This window comes from Pseudothioclava arenosa, assembly GCF_002358085.1.
Classification (GTDB): Bacteria; Pseudomonadota; Alphaproteobacteria; order Rhodobacterales; family Rhodobacteraceae; genus Pseudothioclava; species Pseudothioclava arenosa.
On sequence record NZ_NTJD01000003.1, the window covers coordinates 372,195 to 383,995 of the forward strand.

Below are 11,801 nucleotides of genomic sequence, written 5' to 3' on the forward strand. Positions count from 1 at the left end.
ACCATGGCGGGGATGATCAAGGTAGCGATCGTCGATGACGAAGAGGACATGCGGCAATCGGTCAGCCAATGGCTGGCGCTGTCGGGCTTCGACACGGTGACTTTCCCTTCGGCCGAGGAGGCGCTGCGCGAAATCGGCGCCGACTGGCCCGGCGTGGTGATCTCAGACATCCGGATGCCGGGCATGGACGGGATGGCCTTTCTGAAGCGGCTGATGGGCCTTGATAGCGGGCTGCCGGTGATCATGATCACCGGCCATGGCGACGTGCCGATGGCGGTCGAGGCGATGCGCCTTGGCGCGATGGATTTCCTTGAAAAGCCCTTCGATCCCGACCGGATGAACGAGCTGGTCAAGCGCGCGACCCAGGCGCGGCGGACCACGCTCGACAATCGCGCGCTGCGCCGCGACCTCGCGCAGGGCGAGCAGGTGATGGGCAAGCTGATCGGCACCTCCGATCCGATGGAGCGGCTGCGCGAAGATATCCTCGATCTCAGCCAGGCCGATGGCCATGTGCTGATCGACGGCGAGACCGGCACCGGCAAGACGCTGGTTGCGCATGCGCTCCATGCCACCGGCCCGCGCGCGGGCAAGAAATTCACCGTGATCTCCTGTGCGGCCTTCACCGATGACGCGCTGAGCGCGCGGCTTTTTGGCCCGGTCGAGGAGGGCGGGCTTCTGCCGCTTGTCGAGGAGGCGCGCGGCGGCACGCTCTGCCTTGAGGATGTCGAGGCGCTCAGCCCCGCGCTGCAGGCCCGCCTCGTGCAATTCATCAACGATCAGGGCGCGCCGGCCGAGACCCGGATCATCGCGATCTGCAATACCCATGGCGAAGGCCGCACCGTCGAGGACGCGCTGCGCCCCGACCTCTACTATCGTCTCGCCGCGCTCAAGATCACGCTGCCGCCGCTGCGCAGCCGTGGCGAGGATGTGCTCACGCTCTTCAATCGCATGGCCGAGCAATTCGCCGATGAATACGGCTGCGACGTGCCCGAGATCACCGCGCAAGAGGCCGCGCAGCTCTTGCAGGCGCCCTGGCCGGGCAATGTGCGCCAACTCATCAACGTGGCTGAGCGCGCCGTGCTGCAAGCGCGCCGCGGCACCGGCTCGATCGCGTCCTTGCTGATGAACGACGATGAAGACGCGGGCCCGCCCGCGATGACGACCGAGGGCAAGCCGCTCAAGGAATATGTCGAGAATTTCGAAAAGATGTTGATCGACAATACGATGCGTCGTCACAAGGGCTCGATCGCGGCGGTGATGGAGGAGCTGTGCCTGCCGCGCCGCACGCTGAACGAGAAAATGGCGAAATACGGGCTGAGCCGCTCGGATTACATCTGAGGGGCAGGGGCTCCGCCCCCTTTGCCTTGCGGCAAATTCCCCCGGAGTATTTGTGGCTCGATGAAAGGCCAGCTTTCATTTTGCCCGAAATATCCCGGGGGTGAATGGCGAAGCCAGAGGGGGCAGGGCCCCCTTGCCCCTCCGGGCTGCGGCGTTCGTCAACCATGCCTTGACGAAAAACCGATTGTCTTCGCCCTGATTTCCCCGCTATTGTCGTGCACAGTCGGCAGAAGGCTGCGCTATTTCGCGCCCCTGCCCACCGAAATTCGCTGATTGCCGGGCGTTTGGACCTCTGAGGACATGTCCCGCTCTGGATCAACCGATTGGTCGAAAGACCGCCGCCTTGCCCGGCTTTCCCTCGGGAAACGGGTGAAACTTTGGGCGCAGCGCCGGACCCCGGTGTGAGCGCTTGGGAAAGAACCGCGATGACGCGATGCGCAGTTGCGAAGATGACGATGGGCGGGCCCTTGGCTTGCGCCCCGATCACGCATGCGCGCGTCTCCGCCTCAACGACAAACCACGACCGGACCGCCGCCTCTTCGGGGGACAGGCGCACCCGTGCGTGGGGAAACAGGATCAATGGCAAAGAAGATGCTTATCGATGCCACGCACGCGGAAGAAACCCGCGTTGTCGTGGTGGACGGCAACAAGGTCGAAGAATTTGATTTCGAGACCATCAACAAGCGGCAACTCGCTGGCAATATTTATCTGGCAAAAGTGACGCGGGTGGAGCCTTCGCTCCAGGCCGCTTTTGTCGATTACGGCGGCAACCGTCACGGGTTCCTCGCCTTCGCGGAAATCCATCCCGATTACTACCAGATCCCGGTGGCCGATCGTGAGGCGCTTCTGGAAGAAGAGCGCCGTCTGGCCGAGGCCGAGGAGCAGGAAGAGCGCAGCTCGCGTTCGCGCCGTCGCAAGCGGGGCGGCTCGAAGCCCGAGGCGGCGAATGCCGACCCCGAGGTGAAATCCGACGCGATCCCGGGTATGGAACTGCTCGACGCCGAGGATGAGGACGAGGCCTCCGAGGCCGAGGTCGTCGAAACCGTCGAAGCCGCGGATCTGGTCGAGGGTGACGTCGTCGCGACCGAGACCCAGGAGCCGGGCGAAGCCACTGAGGCCTCCGAAGAGGCCGAGGACGAAACCCACGATCACGACCATCACGTCCACCCGACCGACGAGAGCATCGAATCGGTCGCTGACGAGGATGTCGAAGAAGAGATCCGCCCGGTCCGCAAGCCGCGTCCGCGCCGCTACAAGATCCAGGAAGTGATCAAGGTGCGCCAGATCATGCTGGTGCAGGTGGTCAAGGAAGAGCGTGGCAACAAGGGCGCCGCGCTGACGACCTATCTGTCGCTGGCGGGGCGCTATTGCGTGCTCATGCCGAACACGGCGCGTGGCGGCGGCATCAGCCGCAAGATCACCAACGCGGCCGATCGCAAGAAGCTCAAGGAAATCGCGGGCGAGTTGGAGGTGCCGCGTGGCGCCGGGCTGATCATCCGCACGGCAGGGGCGCAGCGCACCAAGACCGAGATCAAGCGCGACTACGAATACCTGATGCGGCTTTGGGAACAGATTCGCGACCTGACCATGCAGTCGGTCGCGCCCGCGCCGATCTACGAGGAAGGCGACCTGATCAAGCGCTCGATCCGCGACCTCTACTCGAAGGATATCGACGAGGTTCTGGTCGAGGGCGAGCGTGGCTACCGTCTGGCCAAGGACTTCATGAAGATGATCATGCCGTCCCACGCCAAGAACGTGCGCCATTACACCGAGCAGCTGCCGCTCTTCGCGCGCTTCCAGGTGGAAAGCTACCTGAGCGCGATGTTCAATCCGGTCGTACAGCTGAAATCGGGCGGTTACATCGTCATCGGCGTGACCGAAGCGCTGGTCGCGATCGACGTGAACTCGGGCCGGGCCACGAAAGAGGGCTCGATCGAGGAAACCGCGCTCAAGACCAACCTCGAGGCGGCCGAAGAGGTCGCCCGCCAGCTGCGCCTGCGCGACTTGGCCGGTCTGATCGTGATCGACTTCATCGACATGGAAGAGCGCAAGAACAACGCCTCGGTCGAGAAGCGCCTGAAGGAAAAGCTCAAGACCGATCGTGCGCGCATCCAGGTCGGCCGCATCTCGGGCTTCGGCCTGCTGGAAATGAGCCGTCAGCGCCTGCGTCCGGGGATGATCGAATCCACCACGCAGCCCTGCCCGCATTGCCACGGCACCGGCCTGATCCGCTCGGACGACAGCCTTGCGCTGAGCGTTCTGCGTGCGATCGAGGAAGAGGGCACGCGCAAGCGCTGCCGCGAGGTGCTGGTCAAGGTGCCGGTCGCGGTCGCGAACTACCTGATGAACGCCAAGCGCGAGCATGTCGCCCAGATCGAGGCCCGCTATGGGCTGTCGGTGCGCATCGAGGCCGATCCCTCGCTGGTGTCGCCCGATTTCTCGATCGAGCGCTTCAAGACCGCGACGCGGGTGATCCCCGAGGCGCCGCATCTGGATGTGGTTTCGGTCTCGGCGAGCCTGATGGCCGAAGTCGACGAGGACGTGGTTGAAGAGGATGAGGACGAGGCCGAAGAGGTCGAGGTGTCCGAGGCTTCTGACGCGGGCGAGGCTGGCGAGGCTGGCGAGGATCAGCCCAAGAAGAAACGCCGTCGTCGCCGTCGTCGCAAGAAGAAGACCGGCGAAGACGGGATGATCGACGGGGATGATACCTCGGATGATGACGGCGAGGATGGCGATGAGAACGCCTCTGACGAGTCTGTCGAGAGCGAGACCGAGGCTGGCGAGACGGAGGCATCGGCGGAAGCTGAAGCGCCCGTCGTGGAAGAAAAGCCGAAGTCCACGCGCAGCCGCTCGCGCAGCCGCAGCAAGAAGGCCGAGGTCGAAGCTGAGGTTGCGCCTGCGGAGGCCGAGGTGTCTGAAGCAGGTGAGCCCGTCGAGGCCGAAGCCAAGCCGAAGCCCTCGCGCAGCAAGACGAGCTCCAGCTCGCGCTCGCGCAAGAAGAAGGACGAGGGTGACGCCGCGGCTCCGAAAACGACCAGCTTGCGTTCGCGCAAGCCCAAGGAAGACCCGGTTGCCGAAGCGGCCCCGGCGGAAGCCGTCGCAGAACCCGTTGCCGAAACGGTTGTTGCGCCCGAGCCGGTGATCGAGGCTGCGCCTGAGCCGGTGGTCGAAGAGGTCGCCGTCGCGGCGCCGGTCGCCCCGGTCGCCCCGGTCGCGCCCGAGCCCGTCGAGGCGGTTGCGGTCGAAGAGGTGATCGTGGCCGAACCCGCGATCGAACCCGCCGCGCCCGAGGCGCCGGTGGAGGCTTCTCCGGAGGAGCCCGCCAAGCCCAAGCGCACGGGTTGGTGGTCGCGCTGATCAGGGAAAGCCGGGCCTTGCGCCCGGCTTTTTCATTCCGGATCAGCCCTTGCGGATCAGGTAACTCAGGCGCCCGTCCTGGTCGCTGGCGTCCAGCAGGTCATGCCCGGCCTGCGCGCAGAAATGCGGCACGTCGATCCAACTGGCCCCATCCGACGCCAGAAGCCGCACCACCGCGCCGACGGGCTGCGCCTCAAGCACCTTGCGTAGGCGCAGGACGGGCAGGGGGCACAGCAGTCCGATCGCGTCGATTTCGGTGGTGATCTCCATGGTTCTGGGCTAGCCGCCCCGCGCGGATTTGTCCACGAGGATGTGAGCAGGCGGCGGGTGACGGCGCGCCCGTGATCGGCTATGGCTGAGCGATGTTCGGAATCGACCTCATAGACGCCAGCTTTCTGCCTGCGGCCCTTGTGGCGCTCGCGGCGGGGCTGCTTTCGTTCCTCAGCCCCTGCGTGCTGCCGATTGTCCCGCCCTACCTGGCGTACATGGGCGGGGTATCGGTGTCTGAGATGTCGACGCAGGCTTCCGCGCGCGGGCGCGTGTTTCAAGCGGCGTTGTTCTTCGTCATGGGGCTTTCGACGGTCTTCCTGCTGCTCGGGTTCGGGGCCTCGGCGGCCGGGCGGGCTCTGTTGGCCTATCAGGATTATCTGACCAAGGGCGCGGCCGTGTTGATCATGGTGTTCGGGGCCCATTTCATCGGCATTTACCGGATTGGCTTCATGGATCGCGAGGCCCGCATCGACACGGGAGACGCGGGTGGGTCGGTCTTCGGGGCCTATCTGCTCGGGCTGGCCTTCGCCTTTGGCTGGACGCCCTGCCTGGGCCCGGTTCTGGGCGCTATTCTTGGCCTTGCGGCGAGCGATGGCGACATGGCGCGTGGAACGGCGCTTTTGGCGGCTTATGCGCTTGGGCTTGGTGCTCCGTTCCTGCTGGTCGCGGCGTTCTTTCCCCGTCTGGGCGGGTTCATGGCCTGGATGAAACGCAACATGGGCCGGATCGAAAAGATCTCGGGGCTTTTGTTGTGGACGGTGGGGCTGATGATGCTGACGGGCCAGTTCTCGGCGTTCAGCTTCTGGCTGCTCGAAACCTTCCCGGGGCTCGCGGAATTCGGCTGAGCTGAAAAGGGGCGCGGCCCCTCTGGCCTGACGGCCATTCACCCCGGGATATTTCCGGCAAAATGAAAGCCGGGCTTTCATCGAGCACAAAATACTCCGGGGGGAGCCCGGAACGGGCGGGGGGCAGAGCCCCCCTTTGCGCAGGTTATTCCGCCCAGTCGGGTTTGCGTTTTTCGATGAAGGCCTGCACGCCCTCGGCGGTGTCGCGCGCGAGCATGTTGGTCACCATGACGGCAGCCGCGTGTTCGTAGGCGGCGGCGGTGTCGAGCATCATCTGGTCGTAGAAGGCGCGTTTGCCTATTTTCACCGCGAGCGAGAGTTTCGAGGCGACGGTGTCGGCGAGTTTCGCGGCCTCGGAGTCGAGCTGGTCATGGGGCACCACGCGGTTGACGAGGCCGACCTCGTGGGCGCGGGCGGCGTCGATGAATTCGCCGGTGGTGAGCATCTCGAAGGCGACCTTGCGCGGCACGTTGCGGGTCAGCGCGACCATCGGCGTCGAGCAAAAGAGCCCGATATTCACCCCGTTCACGCCAAAGCGCGTGCCCTCGGCGGCGACGGCCATGTCGCAGCTGGCGACGAGCTGGCAGCCCGCCGCGGTGGCGATGCCATGGACTTCGGCGATCACCGGCTGGGGCAGGGCGGGGATCATCTGCATCACCTCGGCGCAGCGCGCGAAGAGATCGGTGAAATAGCCGCGGCCTTTGTCTTCCGCTGCGCGCCCGGCCTGCATTTCCTTCAGGTCATGGCCCGCGCAAAAGGCCTTGCCCGCACCTTTCAGCACCACGGCCTTGATTTCGTGATTTCCGGCGATCTCGGTGAAGCGCGCCTTCAGCGCCGCCAGCATCCCGTCCGAGAGCGCATTGAGCGAGCCCGGCGCGTTCATCGTCAGATGTGCCACCGCGCCGCGGCGCTCGAATTCCACCAGATCGGTCATTGAATTTCCTCCCATTTGTTCGAAGTCTAGGGGCAGGGAGCGTGTGGAGGGAAGATGCATTTCAAAATGGACGCTACGTCACTTTCGGAGTTTCTGGCGCGGGAATTCCCGCAGGTGGCCGGGGATTTCGCGATCGAGGGCGTGGGCGAAGAGCTGGTCGTGCGCCTGCGTGTGCGCGAGGATCACCTGCGGCCCGGCGGCACGGTTTCGGGGCCGAACATGTTCGCGCTGGCGGATGTGGGGATTTACCTCGCGATCCTGCAGCGGCTCGGGCCGGTGGCGCTGGCGGTGACGACGAATGCGAGCATGGATTTCATGCGCAAGCCAGAGGCCGGGCGCGACCTGATCGCGCGGGTGCGAATCCTGAAGCTCGGGCGGGTGCTGGCGGTGGGCGATGTTCTGATCTTTTCCGAGGGCGACACCAAGCCTGTGGCGCGTGCCTCGATGACCTATTCTATTCCGCCGCAGTAGCGCGTTTCAGGATGCCAGCATCCAAAGTGCGACCAGCGCCAGAACCATGCCAAAGAAGCGGTTGAGATACACCGCGTGGCCGCCGCTGCGGAGCCTGCGCGCCGCGCGGTCGCCCAGAAGCGTCCACAGGGTAAAGGCGATCAGGTTGTTGAGTGTGAAGATCGTGGTGATCCGCAGCACATCGGATGTGCCGCCTGACGACGGGTGCGGAAGGAACTGCGAAAACATCAGGGCGATGCTCACATAGGCCTTGGGGTTGAGCAAAAGCAGCATGGCTCCGTCGCGCAGGGTCGGTGGAGTTGCAGAGGTTTCGGCGCCCTGGATGCTGCCGGCATTGAAGAGGCCCCACGCGATCCACAGGACGTAAAGGCTCCCTGCAAGTTTCAGCGCAAGGAACACGTTGGGTGACAGGCTGAGGGCTGTCAGCGCGCCCCCTCCCAAAGCGGCGGTCACCCCCCAGGTGGCGATGTGATACCCCGCGCTTGCGCGGAGCGTTGCCGGGATGCCAAAACGTGCGCCGTTCGCGGCGAAGAACATATTGCCGGGGCCGGGGCTGTAGGCGAGCGGGAAGAGAAATGTGATAAGCGCGATCGTGTCCTGCATCCGGGGCCTCGAGATCAATCCTTGCACCAAGCAGACGGTTCTTTGGTCGCAGGGCGACCCGAAAGCTGCGCAAAACGGTGGTGGAGGCACGGATTTGTGGGGTATTTTGATACCTATTTTTTAACGCATTGATTTTACGATTTAAATTTGCGCGCAAGGCCCTTGAAAAGCGCTCTGGAATCGCGCAAAAGCCCGCAATCTGAATTCCACAACCCTTCAAAGGGCGATCTGCAATGAAAACCTACACCGCGAAACCGGCGGAGATCGAAAAGAAGTGGATCCTGATCGACGCCGAAGGCGTCGTTCTGGGCCGCCTCGCTACGATCGTCGCCATGCGCCTGCGTGGCAAGCACAAGCCGACCTTCACCCCCCACATGGACATGGGTGACAATGTCATCATCATCAACGCCGACAAGGTGCAGATGACCGGCAAGAAGCGCGACGACAAGACCTACTACTGGCACACCAACCACCCGGGCGGGATCAAGTCGCGCACCGCGCGCCAGATCCTCGAGGGCAACCACCCCGAGCGTGTCGTAATCAAGGCCGTCGAGCGCATGATCTCGCGCAACCGCCTTGGCCGTGCCCAGATGTCGAACCTGCGCGTCTACGCCGGTTCGGAGCACCCGCACGAAGCCCAGCAGCCCGAAGTTCTGGACATCAAGGTCCTGAACAAGAAGAACACCCGGAGCTAATCATGTCCGATATCAAATCCCTCGATGATCTGAAGTCGGCCGTTTCGGGCACCGCCCCGGCTGCCGCCGAAGTCGCCGCCGCTCCGCGTGAGCCGATGCGCGATGCGCAGGGCCGCGCCTATGCGACCGGCAAGCGTAAAGACGCGGTCGCCCGCGTTTGGGTCAAGCCTGGCTCGGGCAAGATCACTGTCAACGGCAAGGAAATGCCGGCGTATTTCGCCCGCCCCGTGCTGCAGCTGATCGTGAACCAGCCCTTCGGCGTGGCGAACGTGGAAGGCCAGTTCGACGTGACCGCGACCGTGACCGGTGGCGGCCTCTCGGGTCAGGCCGGTGCGGTCAAGCACGGCATCTCGAAAGCTCTGCAGCTTTACGATCCCTCGCTGCGCGCTGCTCTGAAAGCCGCTGGCTTCCTGACCCGCGACTCGCGCGTCGTCGAGCGTAAGAAATACGGTAAGGCGAAAGCCCGCCGCTCGTTCCAGTTCTCGAAGCGCTGATTTCGACTGGACAATCTGTTTGGGAAAGGGCTGCCTGCGGGTGGCCCTTTTTTGTTGCGGGGCGGCGTAGTGAGGTGCTGGCATGTATTCCCCCGACTGGTTCGTTCTGGATGATCCCGCGCGGATCGCGCAGCTGATCGAAGCCGCGCCGCTTTGCACGCTGGTGGCGCAGGGGCCCGAGGGGCTGGTCGCCAATCACCTGCCGGTTCTTGTCGAGGGCGATCGGGTGATCGGCCATGTTGCGCTGGTGAACGATCTGCATCGGATGCTGCCCGAAGGTGCCGAGGTGCTGGCGATCTTTCAGGGCGCTTCGGGCTATATCTCGCCCGACTGGTACCCGACCAAGGCCGAGCATCACCGCCACGTGCCGACCTGGAATTACGAAGTGGTGCATCTGCACGGGCGCATCCGCTTTCGGCATGACGACAAGGCCAAGCTCGCGGTGGTCGGCAAGCTGACCCGGCATTTCGAGGCGAAGACCGGCACCGGCTGGCGGATGGCCGATGCGCCGCGCGACTACCTGGAGCAGATGCTGGCGGCGATCGTCGCCTTCGAGATCGAGGTCACGCGGGTGCAGGCCAAGGCGAAGCTCGGGCAGAACCGGGAGCCAGTCGATCTGGACGGGGCAATTACCGGGCTTGAAGGGCAGGGCGGGGCGGCTCTGGCGCGGGCGATGCGCGACGCGCGCGACGCCGACTAGGCGGCGCCGGGACAGAAGCGCGCGCTTCCCAAGAGGGCCGGCTTGGTCTAGGAGAGTCCCAACAGAATAAAAGGGGGCTCCATGTCCGTTTCGATGCTTTCCACCTTCGTGAAGCCGATGCACCCGGAGGGGCGCAAGTTCGTCGCAATCGCCGCTGCGATCACCGTGGTGCTGTTCCTGCTGTGGGAGCCGCTGGGCTGGGTCGGCGCGGGGCTGACGGTCTGGGTCTATTACTTCTTCCGCGATCCGGTGCGGGTGACGCCGACGCGCCCGGGGCTGATGGTTTCGCCCGCCGATGGCGTGGTGTCGCTGCTGGAACCCGCCGTGCCGCCCTCTGAGCTCGGCCTCGGCGATCAGCCGATGACGCGCGTGTCGGTCTTCATGTCGGTGTTCAACTGCCATGTGAACCGCCTGCCCGCCGAGGGCACGATCACCAAGGTCGCTTATCACGAAGGCAAGTTCCTCAATGCCTCGCTCGACAAGGCCAGCGTAGACAACGAGCGCAACGGCATCGCCGTCGAGCTGGCGGACGGGCGCCGTTACGGCGTCGTGCAGATCGCGGGTCTCGTGGCGCGGCGCATCCTGTGCTGGTCGAAAGAGGGGCAGAAGCTCCAGACCGGCGAGCGTTTCGGCCTGATCCGCTTTGGCTCGCGGCTCGACATCTACCTGCCCGAAGGCGTGCAGCCGCAGGTCTGCATCGGCCAGACGATGATCGCGGGTGAAACCGTGATCGCCGATCTTCTCTCGGACGCGCCCGCCTGCGTCGGCGGCATTCGCTAATCGGAGGCGCAGATGGCCCAGGACCCTCAGAACCGCGACCGGATGCCCTTCCTGCATCTTCTGCCGAATCTGGTGACGATCGCGGGGATGTGCCTGGGGCTCACCTCGATCCGCTATGCGATGGCGGAGCGGTTCGAGACGGCGGCGCTGCTGATCCTGCTGTCGGCACTGATTGACGGGCTCGACGGGCTGATCGCGCGGCGCCTGCATGCGACCTCGGACTTCGGGGCCGAGCTCGACAGCCTCTCGGATTTCCTGTGTTTCGGCGTGGCGCCCGGTGTGCTGGTCTATCAGTTCGCGCTGAGCGGTACTGACAGTCTCGGCTGGATCTTTGTTCTGGTCTTCGCCGCCTCGACCTGCCTGCGGCTTGCGCGGTTCAACGTGATGCGCGGGGATGAGACCGGCGGCACGCGCCATTTCATCGGGGTGCCCGCGCCGGCGGGGGCGATGCTCGGGCTGTTTCCTGTCTTTGTTAGTCTCGCCAATATTGTCGACCTGCGCGAACTGCCTGTGCTGACGGCGTTCTGGCTCGGCGTGGTGGGGCTGCTGATGATTTCGCGGATCAAGACCTTCTCGCCCAAGACCCTGCGCGTTCCGCGCCCGATGGTTGGGATTCTGCTGATGGCGACGGTGATCGGGATCGGGCTGATCTTTTCGCGGATCTGGCTGTTCCTGGCGCTGGTCGACCTGATCTATGTGGTTTTCCTGATGCCCGAGATCCTGCGCAGGCGCGGACGGCTTTTCGCCTGACACCCGAATCCCGCGTTTCGACGAATCTTTGGAACCCCGAGTCGCCCGACTCGGGGTTTTTTCGTCGCCAGCGCGGGTGAATCGCCGGGTGCCGTAAGGGCAGGAAAGAAAGAATCCGGGGCTGCGAGTCGTGACTCGGGGGCGCCGAGGGCAAAAACAGCCCGGATTTGGGGCAGGGGCCCTGCCTCTTCTTCGATTTCTTCTGCGCGTTTCCCCAGCAAAAATTGGGCGGAATGAAAAAAATGACAGTTTCACGAAAAATCCTCTTGCGGACCCCGGCCGGGATGCGTAGAACGCCCCTCACCGAAGCGGAACACACCGCAACGGGGCGCCGGAAGCGCCGGGACGGAAACGGACCGAGGCAGACGGTGAGAAAAACTTCTGAGGTGAGCGGCCCGAAGCGCCATAGGAATGGCGGTTCTGGTTCGTTTTTGCCTCGCGCTCTTTGACATTGATAGATATCTGAAGAGATATGTGGGCGGTTTGGTCATTCGACACAGCCGACGCATATCGGCTCTCTAGCTTCGGCGATGATGAGAGTGTCAGCTTCACTGTTTGGCGGTT

At 64.2% G+C, this 11,801-nt stretch carries 12 protein-coding genes; 9 read left to right on the forward strand and 3 right to left on the reverse strand.

The features are described 5' to 3' along the window. The first annotated feature begins 3 nt into the window (after positions 1–3). Together CLN94_RS06100 and CLN94_RS06105 are read left to right on the forward strand one after the other, a co-directional pair. Positions 4–1,338: a sigma-54-dependent transcriptional regulator gene (locus CLN94_RS06100; RefSeq protein ID WP_096432167.1), complete on the forward strand. Its 1,335-nt coding sequence runs from the start codon at positions 4–6 to the stop codon at positions 1,336–1,338. Between the two features lie 579 nt (positions 1,339–1,917). Further along, entirely contained in the window at positions 1,918–4,695 is a 2,778-nt protein-coding gene (locus tag CLN94_RS06105; protein ID WP_096432169.1) for an Rne/Rng family ribonuclease, read from the forward strand. Between the two features lie 42 nt (positions 4,696–4,737). Here CLN94_RS06105 and CLN94_RS06110 read toward each other — a convergent pair whose 3' ends face one another. Then, the gene (locus CLN94_RS06110) at positions 4,738–4,965 is read right to left on the reverse strand and encodes a sulfurtransferase TusA family protein (RefSeq protein WP_096432171.1); all 228 of its coding nucleotides are present in this window, start codon (positions 4,963–4,965) and stop codon (positions 4,738–4,740) included. Positions 4,966–5,057: 92 nt separating this feature from the next. Here CLN94_RS06110 and CLN94_RS06115 point away from each other — a divergent pair, with 92 nt between their 5' ends. Then, positions 5,058–5,810 (forward strand): cytochrome c biogenesis protein CcdA, encoded by a 753-nt coding sequence (locus CLN94_RS06115; protein ID WP_096432173.1) that lies wholly within the window; start codon positions 5,058–5,060, stop codon positions 5,808–5,810. 145 nt (positions 5,811–5,955) lie between these two features. On the opposite strand, the gene CLN94_RS06120 is transcribed toward CLN94_RS06115, so the two are convergent. Further along, entirely contained in the window at positions 5,956–6,744 is a 789-nt protein-coding gene (locus tag CLN94_RS06120) for an enoyl-CoA hydratase (RefSeq protein ID WP_096432175.1), read from the reverse strand. Between the two features lie 54 nt (positions 6,745–6,798). Between CLN94_RS06120 and CLN94_RS06125 the strand changes: the two genes are divergently transcribed. Beyond that, entirely contained in the window at positions 6,799–7,215 is a 417-nt protein-coding gene (locus CLN94_RS06125; RefSeq protein WP_096432177.1) for a PaaI family thioesterase, read from the forward strand. Between the two features lie 6 nt (positions 7,216–7,221). Here the strand turns inward: CLN94_RS06125 and CLN94_RS06130 are convergent, their stop codons facing one another. Next, the gene (locus CLN94_RS06130) at positions 7,222–7,818 is read right to left on the reverse strand and encodes a LysE family translocator (protein WP_096432179.1); all 597 of its coding nucleotides are present in this window, start codon (positions 7,816–7,818) and stop codon (positions 7,222–7,224) included. Positions 7,819–8,051: 233 nt separating this feature from the next. On the opposite strand from CLN94_RS06130, the gene rplM reads away from it, so the two are divergent. From rplM to pssA, 5 genes are all read left to right on the forward strand, one after another. Further along, positions 8,052–8,513, forward strand: coding sequence for a 50S ribosomal protein L13 (gene rplM, locus CLN94_RS06135; protein ID WP_096432181.1), 462 nt, complete (start codon positions 8,052–8,054; stop codon positions 8,511–8,513). 2 nt (positions 8,514–8,515) lie between these two features. Further along, positions 8,516–9,007: a 30S ribosomal protein S9 gene (gene rpsI, locus CLN94_RS06140; RefSeq protein ID WP_096432183.1), complete on the forward strand. Its 492-nt coding sequence runs from the start codon at positions 8,516–8,518 to the stop codon at positions 9,005–9,007. 82 nt (positions 9,008–9,089) lie between these two features. Continuing rightward, on the forward strand, positions 9,090–9,707 hold the full coding sequence (locus CLN94_RS06145) for an FMN-binding negative transcriptional regulator (RefSeq protein ID WP_096432185.1): 618 nt from the start codon (positions 9,090–9,092) through the stop codon (positions 9,705–9,707). An 81-nt stretch (positions 9,708–9,788) separates the two neighbouring features. After that, positions 9,789–10,487 (forward strand): phosphatidylserine decarboxylase, encoded by a 699-nt coding sequence (locus CLN94_RS06150; protein WP_096432187.1) that lies wholly within the window; start codon positions 9,789–9,791, stop codon positions 10,485–10,487. Between the two features lie 12 nt (positions 10,488–10,499). Next, positions 10,500–11,237 (forward strand): CDP-diacylglycerol--serine O-phosphatidyltransferase, encoded by a 738-nt coding sequence (gene pssA / locus CLN94_RS06155; protein ID WP_096432189.1) that lies wholly within the window; start codon positions 10,500–10,502, stop codon positions 11,235–11,237. Positions 11,238–11,801 lie beyond the last annotated feature (564 nt).